General features: G+C 64.8%; 21 protein-coding genes. 10 read left to right on the top strand and 11 right to left on the bottom strand.

The window, feature by feature from the left end; translation table 11 throughout:
• Positions 1–81: 81 nt before the first annotated feature.
• Positions 82–924 (bottom strand): SGNH/GDSL hydrolase family protein, encoded by an 843-nt coding sequence (locus E1809_RS07880; protein ID WP_133203667.1) that lies wholly within the window; start codon positions 922–924, stop codon positions 82–84.
• Between the two features lie 239 nt (positions 925–1,163).
• On the opposite strand from E1809_RS07880, the gene E1809_RS07875 reads away from it, so the two are divergent.
• Positions 1,164–3,746 carry a bifunctional lysylphosphatidylglycerol flippase/synthetase MprF gene (locus E1809_RS07875; protein WP_235835504.1) on the top strand — a complete coding sequence of 861 codons (2,583 nt, stop codon included), beginning with the start codon at positions 1,164–1,166 and terminating at the stop codon, positions 3,744–3,746.
• 5 nt (positions 3,747–3,751) lie between these two features.
• On the opposite strand, the gene E1809_RS07870 is transcribed toward E1809_RS07875, so the two are convergent.
• The 4 genes from E1809_RS07870 to E1809_RS07855 form a co-directional block, all read right to left on the bottom strand.
• Positions 3,752–5,638, bottom strand: a complete 1,887-nt coding sequence (locus E1809_RS07870) for a glycoside hydrolase family 15 protein (RefSeq protein WP_235835503.1) — start codon at positions 5,636–5,638, stop codon at positions 3,752–3,754.
• Complete coding sequence (locus E1809_RS07865) at positions 5,635–6,219, bottom strand: adenylate kinase (RefSeq protein ID WP_133203666.1); 585 nt, start codon at positions 6,217–6,219, stop codon at positions 5,635–5,637. The genes E1809_RS07870 and E1809_RS07865 overlap by 4 nt, the downstream gene beginning before the upstream one ends.
• A gap of 102 nt (positions 6,220–6,321) precedes the next feature.
• On the bottom strand, positions 6,322–7,254 hold the full coding sequence (locus E1809_RS07860) for a threonine/serine dehydratase (protein ID WP_133203665.1): 933 nt from the start codon (positions 7,252–7,254) through the stop codon (positions 6,322–6,324).
• Between the two features lie 2 nt (positions 7,255–7,256).
• Positions 7,257–7,592: a hypothetical protein gene (locus E1809_RS07855; RefSeq protein ID WP_235835502.1), complete on the bottom strand. Its 336-nt coding sequence runs from the start codon at positions 7,590–7,592 to the stop codon at positions 7,257–7,259.
• Positions 7,593–7,756: 164 nt separating this feature from the next.
• Between E1809_RS07855 and E1809_RS07850 the strand changes: the two genes are divergently transcribed.
• The 3 genes from E1809_RS07850 to E1809_RS07840 all read left to right on the top strand — a co-directional run bounded on the left by E1809_RS07850 (position 7,757) and on the right by E1809_RS07840 (position 12,476).
• Positions 7,757–9,892: a transglycosylase domain-containing protein gene (locus tag E1809_RS07850; RefSeq protein WP_133203664.1), complete on the top strand. Its 2,136-nt coding sequence runs from the start codon at positions 7,757–7,759 to the stop codon at positions 9,890–9,892.
• A gap of 311 nt (positions 9,893–10,203) precedes the next feature.
• Positions 10,204–11,904, top strand: a complete 1,701-nt coding sequence (locus E1809_RS07845; protein WP_205754128.1) for an alkaline phosphatase family protein — start codon at positions 10,204–10,206, stop codon at positions 11,902–11,904.
• A 227-nt stretch (positions 11,905–12,131) separates the two neighbouring features.
• Positions 12,132–12,476 (top strand): hypothetical protein, encoded by a 345-nt coding sequence (locus E1809_RS07840; protein WP_133203663.1) that lies wholly within the window; start codon positions 12,132–12,134, stop codon positions 12,474–12,476.
• A 59-nt stretch (positions 12,477–12,535) separates the two neighbouring features.
• Here E1809_RS07840 and E1809_RS07835 read toward each other — a convergent pair whose 3' ends face one another.
• A complete protein-coding gene (locus E1809_RS07835; RefSeq protein ID WP_133203662.1) occupies positions 12,536–12,832 on the bottom strand; it encodes a ribbon-helix-helix domain-containing protein in 297 nt (98 codons plus the stop codon).
• Between the two features lie 98 nt (positions 12,833–12,930).
• Complete coding sequence (locus E1809_RS07830; protein WP_133203661.1) at positions 12,931–13,599, bottom strand: alpha/beta fold hydrolase; 669 nt, start codon at positions 13,597–13,599, stop codon at positions 12,931–12,933.
• Positions 13,600–13,792: 193 nt separating this feature from the next.
• Here E1809_RS07830 and E1809_RS07825 point away from each other — a divergent pair, with 193 nt between their 5' ends.
• Positions 13,793–15,298 carry a CYTH and CHAD domain-containing protein gene (locus E1809_RS07825; RefSeq protein WP_133203660.1) on the top strand — a complete coding sequence of 502 codons (1,506 nt, stop codon included), beginning with the start codon at positions 13,793–13,795 and terminating at the stop codon, positions 15,296–15,298.
• 21 nt (positions 15,299–15,319) lie between these two features.
• Here E1809_RS07825 and E1809_RS07820 read toward each other — a convergent pair whose 3' ends face one another.
• Positions 15,320–15,622 (bottom strand): DUF4193 domain-containing protein, encoded by a 303-nt coding sequence (locus tag E1809_RS07820; RefSeq protein ID WP_133203700.1) that lies wholly within the window; start codon positions 15,620–15,622, stop codon positions 15,320–15,322.
• A gap of 85 nt (positions 15,623–15,707) precedes the next feature.
• A complete protein-coding gene (locus E1809_RS07815; RefSeq protein WP_133203659.1) occupies positions 15,708–16,217 on the bottom strand; it encodes a MarR family winged helix-turn-helix transcriptional regulator in 510 nt (169 codons plus the stop codon).
• A gap of 112 nt (positions 16,218–16,329) precedes the next feature.
• Here E1809_RS07815 and E1809_RS07810 point away from each other — a divergent pair, with 112 nt between their 5' ends.
• On the top strand, positions 16,330–17,106 hold the full coding sequence (locus E1809_RS07810; protein ID WP_205754127.1) for a hypothetical protein: 777 nt from the start codon (positions 16,330–16,332) through the stop codon (positions 17,104–17,106).
• Positions 17,103–17,942, top strand: coding sequence for an SDR family NAD(P)-dependent oxidoreductase (locus E1809_RS07805; protein WP_133203658.1), 840 nt, complete (start codon positions 17,103–17,105; stop codon positions 17,940–17,942). The genes E1809_RS07810 and E1809_RS07805 overlap by 4 nt, the downstream gene beginning before the upstream one ends.
• Positions 17,943–18,011: 69 nt before the next feature.
• Here the strand turns inward: E1809_RS07805 and E1809_RS07800 are convergent, their stop codons facing one another.
• Positions 18,012–18,614 carry a DnaJ family domain-containing protein gene (locus tag E1809_RS07800; protein WP_133203657.1) on the bottom strand — a complete coding sequence of 201 codons (603 nt, stop codon included), beginning with the start codon at positions 18,612–18,614 and terminating at the stop codon, positions 18,012–18,014.
• A 133-nt stretch (positions 18,615–18,747) separates the two neighbouring features.
• Between E1809_RS07800 and E1809_RS07795 the strand changes: the two genes are divergently transcribed.
• The 3 genes from E1809_RS07795 (at position 18,748) to E1809_RS07785 (ending at position 22,047) form a co-directional block, all read left to right on the top strand.
• On the top strand, positions 18,748–18,999 hold the full coding sequence (locus E1809_RS07795; RefSeq protein ID WP_133203656.1) for a DUF2630 family protein: 252 nt from the start codon (positions 18,748–18,750) through the stop codon (positions 18,997–18,999).
• 3 nt (positions 19,000–19,002) lie between these two features.
• Positions 19,003–19,488, top strand: a complete 486-nt coding sequence (locus E1809_RS07790) for an NUDIX domain-containing protein (protein WP_133203655.1) — start codon at positions 19,003–19,005, stop codon at positions 19,486–19,488.
• A gap of 174 nt (positions 19,489–19,662) precedes the next feature.
• The gene (locus E1809_RS07785; RefSeq protein WP_133203654.1) at positions 19,663–22,047 is read left to right on the top strand and encodes an ATP-binding cassette domain-containing protein; all 2,385 of its coding nucleotides are present in this window, start codon (positions 19,663–19,665) and stop codon (positions 22,045–22,047) included.
• Between the two features lie 15 nt (positions 22,048–22,062).
• Here E1809_RS07785 and E1809_RS07780 read toward each other — a convergent pair whose 3' ends face one another.
• The gene (locus E1809_RS07780) at positions 22,063–22,719 is read right to left on the bottom strand and encodes a GntR family transcriptional regulator (RefSeq protein WP_133203653.1); all 657 of its coding nucleotides are present in this window, start codon (positions 22,717–22,719) and stop codon (positions 22,063–22,065) included.
• Positions 22,720–22,733 lie beyond the last annotated feature (14 nt).

Genomic DNA, 22,733 nt, shown 5'->3' with positions numbered 1-22,733 from the left:
GCTGCTGGGTGTGGCCGGGCGACGCGGGGACGCGGCTCGCCGCGGCCAGGCACCGCGCCGGCTCGCGCCGGGCGAGCAGCCTCAGTGGGTTGGGTCGGCCTGCAGCGTGAACCCTGCCGCTGCCATGTCCGCCGCCAGGACCCCGGCGAGCTTGGCATGGCCTGCAGGGTTCAAGTGCACCCCGTCAATCAAGTCCCCTGCAACCTGGTATTTGGTAATCCAGTCGCCCACGCTGAAGAACGGAGTTCCGTTCTTCGCCGCGATGCCGCGCAGCAGCGTGTCGACTTGCGTGCGCCGACCACCACCGGCGTTTGCGCCCCGTGCAAGCGTTCCGATCATCGCCAGGCGCGTCTGCGGGTACTGCTTCTTGAGGGCGGCGATGATCCGGTTGGCGTTCGCTGTGATCTGCTCGTCGCTGGCGTTGCGTGATGCGTCGTTGCCGCCGCCCTCAATGACAATCAGCGCGGGTGCACCGTAGGGCAAAACCCAGTCGCCTCGTTGCAAGGCATCGATGTAGTTGCCGGCAGCCTTCGTCGCCGCAACATATCCGGTTCCGCCCCGGGCCACCGAATAGACCTTGTAGCCGAGGTCGGCAAGCGCCGTGCGCGGCCAGGACCCGGGCGGTTCGGATTGCGAGTCGCCGATGAGGACGGCGGTGTGCCGCACATCCCCGAGGATCACCTCGTTGCGGTCGTTGGCGGGGTTCTTGTACAAGGTCCCAATAGGCAAGGTGGAGGGATCGAATTGCGGAACGGACTTCTTTGGAATCGGCGCCGCGGCGGGGCTTCCCGAAGGCGCAACGGGCGCAACCACTTGCTTTCCGTCCCCCGCACTCGGGGCATCGGGCACCTGCGCGCAGCCGGCCAGGACAACGCCAACGGCGATAACGGATGCGGCGAGGGTGAAAACGCGGGGTTTGTGCATCGTCCTGTCCCGAACTTGCTTTCTCTGCGGAGTGGATTGTGGTCTGAACGCGAAAAACAGCTGCCCGGCAACCCCGATTTTCCTGCAACTTTTCCTGCTAGGGGACGGACCGAACAGCGTGCTATGACGGAGTCTATTGGATGAAATGAGGAAAGGTCACGAGTAAGTGATACCTGTCTCTTCGTCACGTCGCGTGTGAAAGAATTTTGCTGAACTTTCTGGCTCTTGAGAGGAACCCCGTGCACCAGCCGGCGACCGAGCCGGAATCCATCTCCGGCTCCAAAGCCCGATTCCGCCGCTCATGGCTCGGACGATTACGCTCTGCGTCGTTCACCTTGGGCTTCGTGGTGGTCTTCTGGGCTGTGGGCCTCGTGAGCCTTGCCCTCGGTGCGTTCGGACCCAACGGAGTCCTGCGCCTCGACGTCGCCGCGACGACGCACACGTTCCCGGAGCATTGGTGGACCATGGCGTCCTCAGCCCTCTGGGCGAGGGATCCGGTCTCCTACATTCTCGAAACCGTCGTGGTGCTTCTGCTCGGCATCCCTGCCGAGCGGCGCTTGGGACACCGGGCCTTTGCCCTCGCGGCCGTAGCCAGCCAGCTACTTGGCGTCGTGATCTCACTCGGCTTCCTCGTGGTGGCGAGCGGCTTGCTGGGGAACTGGACGGAAGAGATCGGCAACCACCTCTTCCTGGGTCCGAGTGCGTTCGTCATCGGCGCCGCGATGGCTGGAACGGCGTCGATGGCTACCCTCTGGCGACGACGCATCAGGCTGGCCGGATTCGCCTTGTTGATCATTCTGGCGCTCTACAGCGGGGCATTCGCGGACCTCGTCAGGCTTGCCGCGGCCGCGGCGGGCACGATCCTCGGACCCGTGCTCCAAGGCAGGCGTCCAAGGATTGGCCGGCTTGCCAGCACCCGCCACGAAGGCCGCGTCCTGATCGCACTCCTGATCGCGGCGTCGGCAATCGGGCCGGTGGTTGCCGGACTCATACCGCATGCGGTGGGGCCGCTGTCCATCCTGCGCTTCCTTTTCACCAACATCCAGCCGGTCGATCCACAATCCCTCCAGAACCTGTGCTCGGACCCGGCGCAGGCCAAGGACTGCGCCGTGGCCCAATTGCAGTTGCGCGCCGGGGCCGGCGGAATCTTCATGGCTATCCTTCCCTCCTTCCTCCTGGTGCTCATGGCGGACGGACTTCGCCGCGGGCGACGCTTCGCCTGGGCAGGCGCGCTGCTCATCCAGCTCGGCTTGTCTGTCCTCGCGATCATCGCGATCGGCAATGTCTTCCTTTCCGCTCCCACAGAGACCGGGGCCAGCGAGGGCATCGCCGCCATCGAAGGCTCCGGCTACCCCAACCCGCTCGCCCTCGCACTGCCGCTCCTCTTGCCTTTGGTGCTCTCGACCGTGTTGCTGGGATCCCGGCGGTTGTTCCAGGTTCCGGCCCCGGCGGGGACCTACAAGCGCCTGGCGGCCAGGATCCTTCCCACCGCCGCCGTGCTCAGCGTGGTCTACGTGGGCGTGGGCCTGCTCGTCGCCCAGGACTTCACTCCGGCTCCCGGTTTGGCCAACTTGCTGGCAGACGTTCCGGACCGATTCCTGCCACTGGGCTACGTCCTCGACGTGCCCCCGGCGTTCTTCCCGCAAGGTGCCGACGCCGTCCTCTTGTACGAAGGCGTTGGCGTGGTTTTCTGGGCGCTGGCGGGCGCAGTGATTTACCGGACCTTCCTCCGGCAGGCGCACACCCGGCTCGATTCCAGCGCGGAGCGGGCCAAGGCCTTGATCATGGCCGGGGAAGGCAGCTCTCTCTCCTGGATGACCACGTGGCCGGGCAACATGTACTGGTTTTCGCCCAGTGGAAGGTCCTTCGTGGCGTATCGGGTGCGCACGGGTATTGCGCTCACCCTCGGACCGCCCGTGGGCCCGGAATCCGAGGTAGCCACGGCCTTCACGGAATTCGCGCGCTTCTGCCGCACCAACGGGTGGACACCCTGCTTCTACTCGGTGCCCCAGGAATTGCGTGATCACGCGGATTCCGCCGGTTGGAGCTCGGCCCAAGTGGCGCAGGAAACAGTCCTTCCCCTGCATTCGCTGACATTCAAGGGGAAGAAGTTCCAGGACATCCGCACGGCCCTCAACAACGCCGCGAAAGAGGGCATCCGGTACGAATGGACGAGCTTCGCCGCGGCCCATTTTTCGGTGCAGGTCCAGATCGAGGAAATCTCCGAGGAATGGGTGGCGGACCGGAACATGCCTGAGATGGGCTTCACCCTCGGCAGCTTGGACGAGCTCGACGACCCCGAGGTCCGGTGCCTGCTCGCGGTGGACCGGCACCGCACGGTCCACGCAGTGACGTCGTGGCTGCCCATCTATCGCAACGGCCATATCGTGGGCTGGACCCTGGACTTCATGCGTCGCCGCAGCACGGGATTCCGGTCGAGCATCGAATTCCTGATTGCCTCGGCCGCGCTCAGTCTCAAAGATGAGGGCTGCGAGTTCCTGAGCCTTTCGGGGGCTCCTCTCGCCCGGGCCGAGGAGCCCGCGGACGTCGCGCAGCCGAGGACACCTTCCCGGCCGCCAAGGAGCGTCGACCGCTTGCTCGACTGGCTGGGAGCCACGCTGGAACCGGTCTACGGCTTCCGTTCGCTCCTGGCATTCAAGGCGAAATTCCAGCCCACGTACGAACCCCTGTACATGCTCTACCCGGATGCGGCTTCCCTGCCCGCCGTCGGAACAGCGGTTGCCCGCGCCTACTTGCCAACGCTCAACCTCGGTGCCGGGCTCGCGCTGGCGGGCCGCATCTTCCGCAAGCCGAAGCGCTGAACCGGTCAGTCCGGCGTCGCAATAGTATTGGGTGCCGTGCCAGATCCCGACGCCGGTTCCGTCGCCGGGCCCGACGACGGCGGCCCACCAATGGGGGCATCGCTGCGGTGGGCTTTCCCGTGGTGGAGTTGCAGGGCGCTTATGACCATGCAGAAGTGGCTGAACGCCTGTGGCGTGTTGCCCAGCTGCCAGGAATTCCGGGGATCCCATTCTTCGCTGAGCAACCCCACGTCGTTGCGCAGGGACAGGAGCCGTTCGAAAAATTCAGTCGCTTCCTCCCGGCGCCCGGCGCCCAAAAGCGCGTCCACCATCCAGAAGGAACACGCGAGGAAGACGCCCTCATTCCCCGGCAGGCCGTCGTCGCTGGCTTCCGGGCGGTAGCGCAGCACGAACCCATCCGCCGTAAGCTCGCGCTGGATGGCGTCGATGGTGCCGATCACGCGGGGATCGTCGTGGGGCAGGAAACCGACCTTTGGAATCATGAGGAGGCTCGCGTCCAGCTCCTTGCTCCCGTAGGACTGCACGAAGGTGTTCCGTTCGGCGTCGAACCCGTTGGCCATGACGTCGTCGTGGATCTTGTCCCGCAGTTTCTCCCACTGCTCCACGGGACCGGGGAGTCCGGCCTCCCGGACACCCTTGACCATGCGGTCCACGGCCACCCACGCCATGACTTTCGAATGCACGAAGTGGCGTTTGGGGCCGCGCATCTCCCAGAGCCCGTTGTCCGGCTGGTCCCACGTTTTCTCAAGGTGCCCAATGAGCGCCAACTGGATGTCCCATGCCTCATCGCCGTGGCCGAGCAACGAGGAACGGGTCAGGGAGAGACAATCGAGGACTTCCCCCCACACGTCGAGCTGGAATTGCTCGGCCGCCGCGTTCCCGATGCGGACCGGCGACGAGGACTGGTATCCCGAAAGCCAGTCCAGCTCCGATTCGGGCAGCCTCCGTTCGCCGTGGATGCTGTACATGATCTGGAGGTCGGCGGGGTCGCCCGCGACAGCGCGCAAGAGCCAATCGCGCCAGGCCGCGGCTTCTTCGGTATAACCGGCGGCCAGGAAGGCCTGGAGAGTGAGCGTGGCGTCGCGCAGCCAGCAATAGCGGTAGTCCCAGTTCCGCGGACCGCCGATTTGTTCGGGGAGGGAGGTGGTGGCCGCGGCGACGATGCCTCCCGTAGGGGCATAGGTGAGCGCTTTCAGGGTGATCAGCGAGCGCTGGATGGCTTTCTTGTAGGGTCCGCGGGCTGTGCTCCGCTTGCACCAGTCCCGCCAGAAAGCTGTGGTGTCCTCCAAGGCGTTGTCCGCATCGACACTGCGGGGGCGCCGTTCGTGGCTTGGTGCCCACGTGAGGACGAAGGGAACGTGGTCGCCGGCGTTCACGGTGAACTCGCTGACCGTGGTGAAATCCTCGCCCTTGGTGGGCGCCGTGGTCTTGAGGTAGACGGAGTCCGGGCCGGCGATGGCGTGCACACCGTGCCTGTCGCGGCGGACCCACGGCACAACGTGCCCATAGTCGAACCGGAGGACCAGTTCTCCGCGCATCTTGACGGTCCCGCGGATGCCTTCGACCACGCGCACGACGTCCGCCACCTCATCCCGCGGGGGCATGAAGTCGATGACGCGGACATGCCCCTCGTCGGTTTCCCATTCCGTTTCCAGGATGAGGGTGCGGTCCCTGTATTGGCGTCGGGTGCAGGTGCCGCCTGATTCGGGGGCGAGAAGCCAGCGTCCGGCATCAGGGGAATCCAGGAGGGCGGCGAAGCACGCGGGGGAATCAAAGCGCGGAAGGCACATCCAATCGATCGACCCCGTGGTGCTGATCAGGGCCGCGGTGTGCAGGTCCCCGATCATGGCGTAGTCCTCGATCTTCTGGCTCGGTGCCGCGGCAGTGTTCATTGTGCCTCCCCTAGTGCTGATTCGATGGCCGCGATGGCCTTGGCCGTGATGTCTTCCCTGTTCCCCGATCCATCGACGCCAACCACGATTCCGCGAGCGGTATATTGCGCCACCACAGCCTGCGTCTGCTCGCGGTACAACTCAAGTCGACGGCGGAACACCGGTGCAGTATCGTCGCTTCGGCCTTGCTCCTGGGCCCTGTGGAGCATGCGGGCTACCAGGATGTCGTCCTCCACCGCCAGTTCGACGACGACGTCCAGCCGCTGCCGATGGCCGGACAGCATGGTGTCCAGCGCATGGATCTGGGCCGTCGTGCGCGGGTAGCCGTCGAGGAGGAATCCGGACCTGGCGTCGTCGTCGCGCAACCGCTGCTGGACCATGGCGTTGGTGACGTGGTCCGGTACGAACTCGCCGTTGTCCATGTATTTGCTTGCTTCGGTGCCGAGGGCTGTCTTCCCTCCGACGTGCGCCCGGAAGATCTCGCCCGTGGAAATGGCCGGAATGCGGAAATGGCGCGCGATGTGTTCGGCCTGGGTGCCCTTGCCCGATCCCGGAGGGCCCATGATGATCAATCGCGCCATGCCACTGTCCGTTCCTGAAGCGGTAGTTGCCCGTGAAGCGGTTTTGCCTGTCCCGGCATTTTCGCTAGAGCTTAGCAACTCGTGGCTGGCGACGGCAGGATCTCAAACCGTGGCTGGGTCAGTGTTGGCGCCGCACAGGATCACGGCAACGCGTTCGCCCTCCGCCGGAACATAGGCGCCGGAATTCAGGGCCGCGAAAGCCGTGGCAGCCCCGTGCTCCACCACGATCCTGTATTGCTCCCACAGGAGGGAGCGCGCGGCGGCGATGTCGTCGTCGGAAACTAGAACTGGCCGGACGCCTGTTCGGACGGCTACCGCGAAACCGATCCGGCCGATCTGGCGGGCACCCAGGGAATCGGCGGCGATACCCGAAACGGCAACGTCCACTGGCGCGCCAGCCGCCATGGCCGAGTAGAGCGTGGGCGCATTGTCCGGTTCCACGCCCACCACAGTGGCATGGCCTTCGACGGCGGCCGCGATTCCCGCCATGAGGCCTCCCCCGCCGACGGCCACCACGACGGTGTCTATTCCATCCAGTTGCTCCAACAGCTCAGAGCCCACCGTTCCGGCTCCGGCCGCGATCTCGGGCTGGTCGTAGGCGTGGCAGTAGACCGCGCCCGTCTCCTCGGCGTAGGCCAGCGCGGCTTCGAATGCTTCTGCGTACTCGGCTCCATGCTGGACAACGGTGGCCCCGATGTCCCTCAGCTTCTTTACCTTGACGGCCGGCGCGGTTTCCGGGACGAAGACGGTGGCTGGCACGCCGACGTGCGCTGCCGCATAGGCGTTCGCCAGGCCTGCGTTGCCGCCCGACGCGACCACGATGCCGACGTCGTCCTTGAGTTCGCCGCGCTCCCGGGCGGCGAGGACACGGTTGAAGGCGCCCCTCGCCTTGAAGGTCCCGGTGTGCTGCATGAACTCGCACTTGAACCACAACAGCCCCGGCACGGTTCCGGTATCGGCCTCGAAAACCGGTGTGCGACGGACCCTCCCGGCAATGCGGGCGGCGGCTTCATCGACGTCGGCGCGGGTGATCATGGCTAGAGGGACTCGGCGTCGGTCTCGGCAAGCTGCTGGAGGCGCGCCTGCCGGTTCCGGAGCCAACGGCGAACGAGGTCGACGGCGGCAAGGATCCCGGCGAGCGGAGACAGAACAACGACGCCGTAGATGAAGATCATCCAGGTCAGGATGGCCAAGGGCGGCTGCCCTCCGCTCAACCAGGACAGGCCGCCAAGCAGGCCGATCGTCCAGAACAAAACCACTGATACGAGTACCGCTCCCGCGGGAAAATACTCGCTCCGCACCACAGCCATGAGAGTCTCCACGGCCGCCCCACCTGCCTTCCTCAACAGCACCGCAACACCATCAGTATGCATCCGGAAATTCGACGTTTGGTGCCAGCGCGCGGGCGAAGTGACGAACATAACCACCCGGGCGTGTCGCAATCGAGTTTGTGTACACCTCGAGGGGCGAAGGGGGCCTAGTTGCTCCCAGGGTTGCGGCGTAATGTGGAAAATACACGAGGTCGATAGCTGGAAACATGACGTTGAAAAACGACCCGAAGAGTTCCTTGTCGCGGGTCATGCTCAGGATCTTCGGATTCCTGGTCACCAGTACTGTTTGCGGGGTTCTCGCAGCCAGCCTGGTAGCTCCCGCCGTGGCTTCCATGGGCTTTGCCGTCAGCGATTCCGTCCAGTACTTTGACGCACTCCCGGGCCAACTGGATGTCACCCCGCTTCCACAGGCCACCACGGTGCTCAGCTCGGACGGAAAGACGATCGCCACTTTCTACGACGAAAACCGCGTGAAGGTCAGCCTCGACCAAATGTCTCCGTACATCAAAGACGGAATTGTGGCCATCGAGGACAGCCGTTTCTACCAGCACGGCGGGGTTGACCCGCGGGGAATCATCCGCGCAATCTTCTCCGACCTGAGCGGCGGTGCCAAGGAAGGCGCCTCCACCATTACCCAGCAGTACGTGTCCAACGTCCTCAACGAGTCCCTTGTGACTGCCGGGCTCGGCAACGAAGTTGTGCTCCCCGGTCAAAAGACCTTGGGTGACAAAGTGCGCGAAATGAAGCTCGCCATCGAACTGGAGAAAAAGTACACGAAGGACCAGATCCTCGAGGGCTACCTCAACATCGTGTTCTTCAACCGGGACGCGTACGGCATTGAAGCCGCGGCAGAGCACTTCTTCAGCGTCTCCGCGAAGGACCTCAGCCTGCCCCAGGCTGCCCTGCTGGCCGGACTAGTGAACAGCCCCAGCTATTACGATCCCACCGTCTATCCGGACCATGCCATCCAGCGGCGCAACCTGGTCCTCGACGAGATGCTCAAGCAAGGCATGATCCAGCAGGCCCAGTATGCGGCGGCCGTCGCCACCCCGGTCCAGCTCAAGATCTCCGCAGGAGGGCAAGGCTGCGGCTCCGCGGAAATGGCACCCTACTTCTGCGACTACATCTCCCATCTGATCCTCAACAATCCGGCGTACGGGGCCACTCCAGCCGACCGCGAGAACCTCCTGTACCGCGGCGGATTGACCATCACCACCACCTTGGACAGCCGGCTCCAGGGAGCCGCCCAGACGCAAGTGGACGCCACTGCTGGAACCAACCCGGATAAATGGGGCGCTTCCTTGGTGACCATCCAGCCCGGAACAGGCAGGATCCTGGCAATGGCCCAGAATACCGTGTGGCTGCCGACTCCCGGAAAGTTCGACTCGCAACTGAATTTCAATGTCGACGCCAAGGACGCCAACGGCAATGACCTCAATGGCGACGGAGGTTTCCAGCCCGGATCAACCATGAAGCCGTTCACCTTCACGGAATGGCTCAACGAAGGCAAATCCCCCACCCAGGTTGTGGACGCTTCCCGGCAGGTCTATCCCCTCGGTTTCCCCTGGAGGGCTTCCTGCGGCAAGGTGCTGGGAGCCTATGACAGCGCGGAAAAGGGCCTCGGTGCCGCTGACGATCTTCGCAACAACGATGCGGGCTACTACCGTCCGATGCCCGTCAATTACGGACTCTACAACTCCATCAACACCGCAACCTTCGCCGAGGCCACCCAGCTGGACTTTTGCGGAATCCAGCATGTAGTGGACGCCGTCGGCCTTCACAGCGGCGTTGACGGCTCGCCAGTGAACATGCTCCAACTCGGCAATCTCCTGGGCGGCACCGAAGTCTCGCCGCTGGTACTCGCCGACGCCTTCGCGAGCTACGCGAATGACGGTTCATACTGCGCACCCATCGCCGTGCTGAGAGTGACCAACCCGAGCGGAGCCAAGCTCCCGGCGCAAGCGGCCTCCTGCCGGCCTGCCGTCAAGCCAGAGGTTGCCCGGGGCGTCAACTCCGTCCTCCAGGATGTCCTCAAAAAGGGCTCGGGCGTCTACATTCAGCCGAAGGTCCAGGATTTGTTCCCCACCGCCGCGAAAACGGGCACTAGCAACAGCAACGGCGCAACGTGGGTGGTCGGCTACACCACCGGTCTCGCCACCGCGTCGTTCTTCGGCGACACCTCCGCAGGCCAGTCCCGCGCCGGGCAGAACGTGACCATCAACGGCAAGTTCTATACCGCCCTGGACGGTTACATGCTGGCAGGCCCGCAATGGGCGAACTACATGTCCCAAGTAGGCCGCCTGTACCCGACGGGGGCTTTCCCCGCGCCGCCCGCCCACTGAGCGACGCACACACTGAACGGCCCGCCTACTAAAGCGGCCCGCCCACTGAACGCGTCCGACGTCGGGCCCGCCTCCTGCGCGCCACGCTGACTGCCGCCGGGCATCCGACGGCGGGACGCGCCTCGAGCGGCCCCCTCGCCGGTCCTTTCCTGAGAGTTTCCACTGAATTCCGATACCCGCAATTGAACCTGCGGTGAATGTTTGTGCCCGAGGGTCGATTCCGCGAAAAAGCGGCCATTTTCCCAGCCAGAATCATGCGGGGACAAATTTTCAGACGATAAGGCAACGCAATAGCGAAGGGTCTCATTCACATGAAGACAGCCAAGAAAACCGGCCTGGCCGCAGCAGCGGTCCTCGGTGCCGTACTGATGGGCGGATCCGCAATAGCGCCCGCACTGGCGGCTGACGCCCAAGGCGGCCAGAACTCCCAGGGGCGGAACTCACAGCAGGGCCAGGGCGGCAAGGGCGAAACCGCCAAGCACGTCCTGCTGCTTTCGGTGGACGGCCTCCACCAGAAGGACCTGGACACCTACGTCAAGAACCACCCGACGTCGGCCCTGGCATCGCTCGTCAACCACGGCACCAGCTACACCAACGCCCAGACCCCTGTTCCCTCGGACTCGTTCCCGGGCATGGTGGGCCAGCTTACCGGCGGCAACCCTGGCACCACGGGCGTCTACTACGACGACACCTACAACAGGGCCCTCCTGCCCGCGGGCACCACGGATTGCAAGAACACCGCACCCGGCGCCGAAGTGGCCTTCACCGAAGCCGCGGACAAAGACCAGACCGCGCTCGACGCAGGGCAAGGACTCAGCGGGCTCCCGTCCAGCATCCTCTCGATGACCGGCCAGCCCGGATCCCTCCTGAACCCGGCGGCACTCCCTGTTGACCCGGCAACCTGCAAGCCGGTCTATCCGCACCAATACTTGAAGGTCAACACGGTGTTCGAGGTAGCCAAGAGCGCCGGCCTGACCACGGCATGGTCGGACAAGCACCCCGCCTACGAGATCCTGAACGGCCCGTCCGGCAAGGGCATTGACGATCTCTTCACGCCGGAAATCAACAGCAACGCCGCCGCTCCCTTCACGGGCGACTGGACCCAGGACAACGCCGCCACCCAGCAGTACGACGGCTACAAGGTCCAGGCGGTGCTGAACGAAATCGCCGGCAAGGACCACTCGGGCACCATCGCGGCCGCCGTGCCCGCGGTCTTCGGGATGAACTTCCAGGCCGTTTCCACCGCCCAGAAGCTCCCGACGTCGGACGGCCTGACCGGCGGCTACCTTCCGGGCGGCACCGTCCCCGGCCCGCTTCTCGCCAAGGCGCTGGACTTCGTCGACGCCTCCGTAGGTAAGTTCGAGGCCGCGCTCGCGGCGTCCGGCCAGGCGAAGGACACCACGGTGATCCTCTCGGCCAAGCACGGACAGTCCCCGATGGACCCCGCCGCACTCACAAGGGTTCCCGACGGCACGATCATCGACGGCCTGAACGCAGCCTGGAAGGCAGCCCACCCCGGCTCGGCTGACCTTGTCGCGTTCTCCACCGACGACGACATCATGCAGTTGTGGCTCTCGGACCACTCCCAGGCCGCGGCACAGTTCGCCAAGGACTACTTGGCCTCGCACACCGCCGCCGGCAATGACGTCAACGGTGCGGCGAAGACAGTGGCGTCGTCCGGCCTGGAAAACATCTATGCCGGTCGCGAGGTTGCCAGTTACTTCGGCGTCCCGGCCAGCGATTCCCGTTACCCGGATATCCTCGGGATCGCCCAGACCGGCGTCGTCTACACGGGCGGCAAGTCGAAGATCGCCGAACACGGCGGTGCCGGTGCGGAGGACCGCGATGTACCGCTCGTGGTCTCCGGCGCCAACGATGAGCATGCCCGGACGGTGGGCGCCGCCGTCGAGACGACGCAGATCGCACCGACCATCCTGAAGACCCTTGGCCTGGACCCGAACAAGCTCCAAGCCGTTCAAATCGAGGGAACCAAGGTGCTCCCCGGTCGCTGACCGGTATCAGCAGCCCGGTATTAGCAGCTCGGGACGCCCGCTCAGCTTTGGCCGAAAACCAGCCGACCCTTGTGCGAACTGTGCACAAGGGTCGGCCGTTTTGGAGCCATAAGTGAGCGGGGATCGGGATGCCGGGAGCGCGTTCCGGAGCGTTCGCAATGCCGGCCCGCCTTGGGTGCCGTGCGCGGTCTGCTTACAATCGAACGTCAGCAACTACTGAGGGAACCATGAAGAAAATCACCACAGCCCTGCTCGCGGCCGGGCTCGTCCTCTCCGCTTCAGCCTGCTCCGCATCGCAGCAGTTGAGCACTGCGGACACCTGCGCCCGGGTCAAGGCCGTCATCTCGAACCCCACGAACACCTCGGACAAGACTGGAACCATCCGGGTGGCGAACCAATTGCGTCCCATCGCCGTGGTGTCCTCGGACGAACTGAAGCCCACCTTGAAGACCCTCGTGGACTACCTTGACGAGACGTCGAAGGACAACCCGGACAAGGCGAAGCTCGCCTCGATGCAGACGGACTACCAGAACGCCGGCGCCAACTTCACCAAGTACTGCGGCCAGCAGTAATCCTCGCCATTCCCCGGGGCCGGTCACCGCTGACCGGCCCCGGGGTGGTTTGGGCCGGCCTAAAGGGCCGTGTGTTTCCCGAACGGATGATGGCCCGCGGGCTGCCCGTGGCTGCCAAGCCATTCGGCCAAGGCCTCGCGCAATATCTCGCTGGGCGTGAGGCTGAGCGTTTGCGATGCCGATTCCAGTGCGCGATCCAGTTCATCGGGGATCTGGAAGTCCAAGGGCTCAGGGCTGCCTCCCCGCGGCAATCCGGAAGGCACGTCATCGCCCCGCAAAAGCTTGCCGACGGCCGGCTTAATGTCATTTTCGGTCCACGCTGAAAGGCGTTCGAAATGACTCACATCTCGTGTCATTGAAAAATCCCCTCCCGACTTTAAGCATCCTCCGTTGTCGGGTCGCCGTCATCCTTTCGGAGCGAACTGGGCGCGCACTCTCGCTGTTATTGGATCATTCAGCGCCGCAAGAGGTAGTCCACCACTCCCCGCGGGTTCGATAACGCGAGGAGGTGGCCGCCCGGCAGGACATCCGGCTCCACGCCAAGGCGTTCGAGCGCCACCCTCCGCTGGAAATCGAGCGGGAAGAATCTGTCCTCCGTTCCGCTGAGGACCCGGACGGGAATGTCCGGCCATTCCGTGAAATCGCAATGCGATCCGAAAACGGCGTCGGCCTCCGCGCGCTGGTACGGTTCCCCTTCGACTGCCACTTCCGGTGGCACATCGTGCAGGAAGTACTCCTCCAGGTCGAACTCGGTGTTGTAGCCGCCCGCAATCGCGGCACTGAGTCGCGCTTGTTCCCAGCCGGTCTCCTGCCACCAACTGCCCGGAGTCCCTCCTGGTGCCGGGATCATCGCGTTCACGAAAACCAGTTCGCCAAGGTGGACACGCGCGCTCACCATGGCTGCCGTGAATCCGCCCAGCGATTGCGCCACGAGCACCACGCCATCACGCCCACCAATGGCTGCTTCAACGAGCCCGGCGTATTGAGGCAGCCCCGCGTTTTCGTCGTCGCCGGGCAGGTCCACCGCGACGACGTCGTGCCCGGCCTCCCGGAGGAGCGGAACAACGCGACTCCAGTACCAGGCCGTTCCGCCAGCCCCTGGAATCAGGACGAATGCGCTCATCGAAAGTTCCCTTTGGGCCGGGGAACAAGGCAATCGGGATACGTCGTCGACGTCATCCCCACATTCTTCCCCAGATCGGGATGCCCGCAAGGCCTATGAACAAATGCGGACACGAAAGGGGCTTTCCCATGGGGTGGCGTAGTGGGACGATTCCTACGTGAGTGGCAAGCGACGCGAGAGGCCGTGAACAAGCATGTCGAACCAGGAATCCCTGGAAACAGAACGCAAGTACGAAGCAACGCTTGAAATGCCGCTGCCCGATTTCCTCGCGATAGAGGGTGTCGAATCGGTTGCCGCTCCCGTCGAACACGAACTCGAGGCCGTCTATTTCGATACGGATGATCTCGCCCTCGCGAGGCACCGGGTGACCCTGCGACGCCGGACCGGAGGCGAGGACCCCGGTTGGCACGTGAAGCTCCCCGCGGGAACGGACACCCGTTCGGAAATCCATGCGCCCCTCGGCCAGCCCGAGACCGTTCCCGAGGAACTCACGGAAAGACTGCTCGTATTCACCCGACTCGCCGCGCTCAGGCCTGTGGCGCGGGTCCATACACGGCGGACGGTGTATCGGCTACGTGGAGCCGACCACGCCACGCTGGCCGACTTCGCGGACGACTTCGTCACAGCCACCGCCCTCCATCCGGCCCAGCTGGAAAGGCAGTGGCGGGAGTGGGAAGTCGAACTGCTCCACGGCGATCGGGCTTTTTTTGACGGCGTCGAAAGCCTTTTGTCCGAATCCGGCGCAAAGGCGTCGGCCTATGCCTCCAAGCTGGCGCACACCTTCGGAACCGCCTGGCCGCCGGCAGTGCCCACGCCACCCAAGGTCCGGAAGAAGGGGCCGGCGGGAGACGCGGTGATGTCCTATGTCGCCGGACGGATCGCGGAAATCACGGCGCTGGACTCGGCCGTCCGGCAAGGAACGGACGACTCCGTGCACCAAATGCGTTCGGCAACGCGCCGCCTGCGCTCGATCTTGTCCGTGTACGGAAAGCTCTTCGATCCCGACGTCGTGGCCCCGCTGAAGACTGAGTTGCAATGGCTGAGCGGAATACTCGGCAGGGCGCGGGATGCCGAAGTGCTGCGGGCCCGCATAGCGGACGTCCTGAACGCCCAGCCGGAAGGGCTGCTACCTGGTCCTGCCGCGGCGAGAGTCACGGAGGAACTCGATTCCTCCTACAACTTCGGATACCGCGAGCTTCTCCGCACCATGGGAAACAGCCGCTATTTCCGGTTGCTCGACGCCCTTGAAACCTTCCGCGACGATCCCCCGCTAATGTCCAAAGCGAAGAAGAAGGCCCGCCCGATCACCGCGAAACTGAGCGCCAACGCAGTCAAGCGGCTCAGCCAGTCCCAGAAAACAGCGCACAAGAGCACTGGCGCCAAATATGATCCGGCGCTTCACCGGGTCCGCAAGGATGCCAAACGGCTCCGGCACGCGGCGGAAGTGCTTGAAACCGTGCACGGCAAGCCGGCGGCAAAGCTGGCCCAGCGTGCCCAGGAGCTGCAGAAGGTCCTGGGCGAGCATCAGGACAGCGTCATCGCCCAATTGGTGCTGCGCCGGCTCGCGAGGGAAGCGGGCGGATCGCTGGCGGACGACTCGACCTTCGGCCGGCTGCTCGCTGCGGAAGAGCAGCGAGCAGCAGATTCCGGAGCGCGCTATGAAAAGCTGGCCAAGAAGAGCCGCCTGAAGCCCCTGTGAGGGGCGGGTGCTGGGAAGGACCTAGCCTTCGCACTCCACGCAGTAGGCGTGGCCGTCCTTTTCGACGGCAATCTGCGAGCGGTGGCGCACCAGGAAGCACGAGTAGCACGTGAACTCGTCGTCCTTCTGCGGGACCACTGCGATGACCAGTTCTTCGGCCACGAACTCGCCGCCGGGAACGTCGCTGCCTTCAAAGGCGTCGGCTTCGTCGAGCTCGCGCACCACGCTGCGGGCGTCCGGTGCGTTAGCGGACTGCAGCGCCTGGAGGGACGTATTTTGGGATTCCGCGACGTCGGAGCGGAGTTCGTCGTAATCGGTTGCCACCTGGGGTTTTCTCTTCTCTTCGGTGTTGTCTTGCGAAAGTGCAACATACACCATCTTGCTGCTATTCCCCACAATGTGAGGTTCTTCACGCCGGTCGGGAGCCTACCCGCGACTCCCGCACGACCGGCTCCCGCGCGACATCCCGGTGGAGGTCCGCGTCGAGGCCGTGGCCCGCGGCGAGCTGCGCGAGGAGGAAACCAAGTTGCGCGATTTGTTCACGATTGAGCGGCGCCAGAAGTTCCGCTTCGTGCTTTTCGGCAATCTCCCGCAGTTCGCGCAGGACCGCGGTTCCGGCGTCGGTCAGGTGGAGTTCGTAGTTCCGGCGGTCCGCATTGCTGCGGGTCCTCTCCACGAGCCCGCGTTCCTGCAGGGAGTCAATGAGCGAAACAACCCGGCTGGGGACGGCGCCCAGCCGGTCCGCGAGGGAACGCTGGCTCAGCCCTGGTTCGCGGCCCAGCAAACGGATGACTCCGGCGTCGCTCGGGGAAAGGCCGATCTCCCGGGTGCGCACGGCAAAGCGGGACGATGCGACGGCGCCGAGTTGCGACAAGAGAAAGGCGGCGCGGCTTGGCCGACCCGGCGATGCTGGTTCCATGACTCCAGAATACCCGCTTGACAGAATAATTCTGTAGATGAACGATTTTAGTAGTGACGCAATTACCAAGGTAAGAAATAAAAGAGCCAAACCACAGTAGAAGGGTCCAGCCATGAGCACTCCCCCTCCTCCCGACGGCCGCCGGAAATCAGGCGGCCCCCACCCGGGCATCCTCGCCCTTGTCAGCCTGGGGATCTTCCTCCTCGGCCTCATCGCCTCAGCGATCATGACCGGGGGCGAAACGTTCGTCTCCCCGTTCGCTCCCGAATCCCAAGTGGCGGCGTTCTTCCAGCAAAACGTCGCGGCAACCCGCGTCAACGGCATGCTGCAGTTCGGTTCCGCCGTGCCGTTGGGGATCTACGCGGCCACCGTCTACGCCCGGCAGCTCCGGCTGGGAGTCCGCGTCCCCGGTCCCGCCATCGGCCTCTTCGGCGGCACGACGGCGGCAATCTTCCTCATGCTTTCGGGCTCCGTAACGTGGCTGTTGAGCCGGCCCGAGATCACCACGGACGCCACGCTCACCCACGCGCTCGCATTCCTGGCGTTTATCACCGGAGGCGTGGGCTTCGTCGCCGGAATCGGCTTGTTGGTGGCGGGACTGGCGGTTCCTTCGCTGATCTTGCGCTTCATGCCGCGCTGGCTGGCCTGGACCGGGCTCGTCCTCGCCGCGCTGAGCGAATTGAGCTTCCTCTCCATGGCGATCGAACCGCTCCAGTTCCTGCTGCCCATCGGGCGCTTCGGAGGGCTCGCGTGGCTGGTCGCGGCAGGCTTCCTGTTGCCGCGCAACCGAACTGCCGCCAACGAGGATCCGCGAGCACGCGCCCACGGCGCGCCAGCCGACAGAACGGGGGGCAGAACAGCCGGCACTAGCGGAACAGCACGGCCATGACGACGGCGGAACCCACCTCGCTGCTGTCCGGGCGCGTCGCGCTCGTGGTCGGTGCCAGCCGCGGCATCGGCGCCACCATCGCCGCCACCTTGGCCGGGGCTGGCGCCCAGGTTGTCCTCGCGGCACGGAACGTCGCGGACCTTGAACGCCAGGTTGCGGCGATTGCCGAATCTTCCGGTCGCCCAGGGTCCGCCGTCGCCATGCCCGTCGACGTGACCCGGGAGGACTCCGTGAAGTCCTTGCTGGACGGGATTCGGGACCGCTTTGGCCGCCTCGACGCCGCGGTCAACAACGCCGCCGGCGGAGGCCGGACACCAGCCCCGCTGGCCGATTGGGACAGTGAAGAATTCGACACCGCAATCTCGGCCAACCTGCGCGGAGTGTTCCTCTGCCTGAAGTACGAAATCGGACTCATGCTGTCCAGCAGTTCCGGCGGCGCGGGCGGTTCCGGCGGCGCGATCGTGAACATGTCCTCCACAGCAGGAGAACAGGGCGTCTCCGGCATGAGCGGCTATGTGGCGAGCAAGTTCGGCGTCGGAGGCCTCACCCGCGTGGCCGCGCTCGACTATGCCGCGCAGGGAATCCGGGTCAACGCGATCGCGCCGGGACCCATCCTCACTGAGCGCCTCGCTGCTGCCGGACAAGCTGCTCAAGACCGCGTGGCGGCAGCGGTGCCCCTGGGACGGATCGGGTCCACGTCGGACATCGCCGCGGCGGCCTTGTGGCTGTGTTCGGATCAGTCATCGTTCGTCACGGGCACGGTCTTGGCCGTCGACGGCGGACGCCTGGCAGGAACACCTGCCTTCAACACAAGCAGAAAGGAAACCCAGCCATGAATGAAACCCGTTCCAACATTGACGAGCTCAGCCTGAACTGGGCAGATGCAGAGCCGGCTCCGGGAAGGCCTAGCCGGATCCGTTCCAGATACGAGCCCACCACCGTTTCTTGGCCGGTTTCTCGGGCGCAAGTGCGGCCGCCGCTTGGGCAACCGATTCCCGGCGCTGACGCCAGCGTTCCAGTTCGACGTCGGCGTCGCGGGTTTTCGTGATCACCGGCGGGCCGCCTTGGAGTTGGCGCCGCGCATCGATGACCCGGGCATTGAAGTCCTCCAGGGTCTCGCGCACTTGCTTCTCCGAATACATCGCGTCGAGTTTGGCATCCAGCTCGGCGTCTTCGGTGCGGAGCAGGATGGCTTTCGGGCCCAGGCCACTCAGCTGCTCCCGCTGGATGAGTCCTTTGACCCACCAATCGGGATCGTAGCGTTCCCCCAGCCCGGGAATCGGTTTGCCGGAGTACTTCAAATTGTCGAATTTCCCCTGCGCCATGGCATCGCGGACGAGGTAGTCCACCCGCGCGGCGTCGCCCACTTTCCGGCGTCCCTGGCGTTCCGTCTCCTCGGCGGCGGCGAGTTCGGTCTCTTCCTGGGCCGTCATACCTGTAGTGCGCACCTTCCGCAGTTCGAGGGCACGCTCCAGGCGGCGCCTGAACGCACTGTTTTCATGGTTCACGGTCCACCGCCTTCGTCCGCGGAAATCCTGGTCCTCCCAGTATTCCGCACACCGGGAATCCACGGGCTCTGGCCACCCTCGGCGCACGTCATTACCCTGACTGGTAAAGACAACCGCAAGGAAGAAGGACACCATGGACGAACAGGGCATTCTTCAACGCATCAAGTCCCTCGTGGATGAGGAACGGGAACTTCGGGAAAAGGCGGAGTCCGCGCCTCCGGGACCTGACCACGCCCCGAACCGCGCGCGGCTGGAGCGCCTGGAACAGGACCTCGACCAGTGCTGGGACCTCTTGCGGCAACGGCGCGCCAAGAAGCAGTACGGAGAAAATCCGAACGAGGCCTCGGTGCGGCCAGCGCAGCAGGTGGAAGGCTACAACGGCTGAACCATGACAATTCGAAGCGCCGGACTGTTGCTGTATCGCCGCGGCGCGACCGGCACTACGGCCGGACAAGACCTCGAGGTGTGGATCGCCCACATGGGCGGGCCCTTCTGGGCGCGCAAGGACGAACACGCATGGTCCGTCCCCAAGGGCGAATACCTTGAGGACGAGGATCCCTTGGTGGCGGCAAAGCGCGAGTTCGCCGAAGAAATCGGCACCGGGGCACCCGCCGTCGATTACTTCCCGCTGGGCACGTTCCGGCAGCCGTCGAGCAAACTCATCACGGTTTTCTCCGCCGAGACGGATTTCCGGCCCGAACAGATCGTGAGCAACACGTTCGAACTGGAGTGGCCCAAGGGATCCGGGGTGGTGAGGAGCTACCCCGAGATCGACGACGCCGTGTGGACCAGCGAATCCGTTGCCCGCACCAAACTGGTGAAAGGACAAATCCCGATCCTCGACGCGCTCGTCCAGCACCTCACTTCCGGATGATGGACTCTGCCGGTCGCGTCCAAGTCGACCAGGCCCGCTCCTGACCCTCTTTACCCACCGCGTGCCAAGGATCCACAGGCCGGGCAAGCCCGCGCCTAGAATGGCCGTCATGGGCAACAAGGTCCGCCTCGGCCCGGCCGCGACGACGGCCCGCGTACAACAGATGGAGACACGATGAGCACGGCCACGGAAGCGCAAACTCCAGGGACGCACATTGCCGACAGCCACGAGCTGATCCGGGTACAGGGCGCTCGCGAGAACAACCTCAAGGACATCAGCATCGACATTCCCAAGCGGCGGCTGACGGTGTTCACGGGGGTGTCCGGTTCGGGCAAGAGTTCGCTCGTGTTCAGCACCATCGCGGCGGAGTCGCAGCGCATGATCAACGAAACCTACAGCACCTTCGTCCAGGGCTTCATGCCCACCATGGCGCGTCCCGACGTCGATGTCCTCGAAGGCCTCACGACGGCGATCATCGTGGACCAGGAGCGCATGGGCGCGAACCCCCGTTCAACGGTGGGCACCGCGACAGACGCCAACGCGATGTTGCGGATGCTCTTCAGCCGGCTTGGAAAACCGCACATTGGCTCTCCGCAGGCATTCTCGTTCAATGTCGCTTCGATTTCAGGAGCGGGTGCCGTGACCATGGAACGCGGCGGGACCACCACCAAGGAGCGGCGCAGCTTCAGCATCACGGGCGGCATGTGCCCGCGCTGCGAGGGCCGGGGCTCCGTCACCGATTTCGACTTGACCGCGTTGTACGACGCCAGCAAGTCGCTCAGCGAAGGCGCCCTCACGATCCCCGGCTACAGCATGGACGGCTGGTTCGGCCGTATTTTCTCCGGATCCGGGTTCTTCGACATGGACAAGCCGATCGGCAAGTACACCAAGAAGGAACTCCACGACCTCCTCCACAAGGAACCCGTCAAGATCAAAGTCGAAGGCATCAACCTGACGTACGAAGGCTTGATCCCGAAGATCCAGAAGTCCATGCTGTCCAAGGATCCGGAGGGCATGCAGCCGCACATCCGCGCCTTCGTGGAGCGCGCCATAACCTTCACTACCTGCCCTGAGTGCGAGGGCACGCGGCTCACCGAAGCGGCACGTTCCTCGAAGATCAACGGAATCAGCATCGCCGACGCCTGCTCGATGCAACTTACCGACCTCGCCCGCTGGGTGAGGGAGCTGGACGAACCATCAGTGCAGCCCCTGATCAACGGCCTCCAGCACCTCCTGGACTCCTTCGCGGAAATCGGCCTCGGTTACCTCTCCCTCGACCGTCCGGCGGGCACGTTGTCCGGCGGAGAGGCCCAGCGCACCAAGATGATCCGCCACCTCGGCTCCTCGCTCACCGACGTCACGTATGTCTTCGACGAGCCCACCATCGGCCTGCACCCTCATGACATCGAGCGCATGAACAAGCTCCTGCTCCAGTTGCGGGACAAGGGAAACACCGTCCTGGTGGTGGAGCACAAGCCTGAAGCTATCTCGATCGCCGACCACGTGGTGGACCTCGGCCCCGGCGCAGGCACCGCCGGCGGCGAGGTGGTCTTCGAGGGCTCCCTGGAAGGACTGCGTACCAGCGGCACCCTCACAGGGCGCCACCTCGAAGACCGCGCCGCGCTCAAGGGCTCGGTGCGGAGCTCCAAGGCCGCGTTGGAAATCCGCGGCGCCACGGCCAACAACCTCCGCAACGTGGACATCGACATTCCGCTGGGAGTCCTGGTAGTGGTCACGGGTGTGGCCGGCTCGGGAAAGAGCTCGCTCATCCATGGTTCGATTCCCACCGACGAAGGTGTGATTTCGGTGGACCAAGGGGCCATCAGGGGTTCGCGGCGGAGCAACCCCGCGACCTACACCGGACTCCTCGAGCCGATCCGGAAGGCGTTCGCGAAGGCCAACGGGGTGAAGCCCGCACTGTTCAGCGCGAACTCCGAGGGCGCATGTCCCACATGCAACGGCGCCGGCGTCATCTACACGGACCTGGGATTCATGGACACGGTGTCCACCCCGTGCGAAGAGTGCGAGGGCAAGAGGTTCCAGGCGTCGGTCCTCGAATACCACCTCGGCGGCCGGAACATCGCGGAAGTGCTCGCGATGTCTGTCAAGGAGGCCGAGGAGTTCTTTTCCGCGGGCGAGGGGCGCATCCCGGCGGCGCACGCGATCCTGCAGCGGCTGTCCGACGTCGGACTCGGTTACCTCAGCCTGGGGCAGCCGCTCACCACGCTGTCCGGCGGCGAGCGCCAGCGCATCAAGCTCGCGAGCCACATGGGCGGGAAGGGCGGCGTCTACGTCTTGGACGAGCCGACGACGGGCCTGCACCTGGCCGACGTCGAACAGTTGTTGGGCTTGCTTGACCGGCTTGTGGATGCCGGCAAGTCGGTGATCGTGATCGAGCACCACCAAGCGGTGATGGCCCACGCCGACTGGATCATCGACCTCGGCCCGGGCGCCGGGCACGACGGCGGACGGGTGGTTTTCGAGGGCACTCCGGCCGATCTCGTGGCCGCGCGGTCAACCCTCACGGGAGAGCACTTGGCGGCGTACGTAGGAAGGTAAGGGAGTTAACGGCGCCTAGGCCACGAGTTCCGCGGCGGCGCTGTCCATGTGCTGGAGGATCGTGTTCCGGGCCAGGTTCACGTCCCCGGTCTCGATGGCGGCCAAGATGTCGTTGTGCCGCGCGACGCTCATGTTCTTGACGCCCTTTTCGAGCCCGGCGAACATGATGGACATCCGGATGGATCCTTCCAGGGACTCCCACGAATGGAGCAGTGTCTCGTTGCCGGTCAGGCGGCACATGGTGCGGTGGAATTCGAGGTCCGATTCGATCCGTTCCTCGAGGGTTTCCTCCGCGGCAGCGGCCATGGCGTCGATTGCGGTCCGCAGCGTGGCGATTGCGTGCTTGCGGTCTGCCATTTCGCACAGAGTGCGGGCGGCAAGGGATTCCAAGGCTGCCCGCACGGAGTAGATATCGCGGATTTCCTTGGCGTCGAGGTGGCGGACGGAAAGGCGGCCGCGCGGCCCGGCGGACAGGAGTCCCTCTTGCTCGAGTTGCCGCAACGCCTCGCGGAGGGTGCCGCGGCTGATTTGGAGCATGTCGGACAGCTCGGTCTCCACGAGGTGCCTGCCCGGTGCCAGCTCGCCGCTGGTGATGGCGGTGCGCAGCGCGGAGAGCGCCTGCTCACGGAGGCTCTTCTTTTCCAGCCCCAAGAGGGGTGCTGTTACGGCCATCGTGCCCGTCCTTC

Origin of the sequence: Arthrobacter terricola, assembly GCF_004354015.1 — a bacterium.
GTDB classification, from domain to species: domain Bacteria; phylum Actinomycetota; class Actinomycetes; order Actinomycetales; family Micrococcaceae; genus Arthrobacter; species Arthrobacter terricola.
Note: the sequence above shows the minus strand (reverse complement) of the source record. Positions and strands in the feature narration are given on the sequence as shown.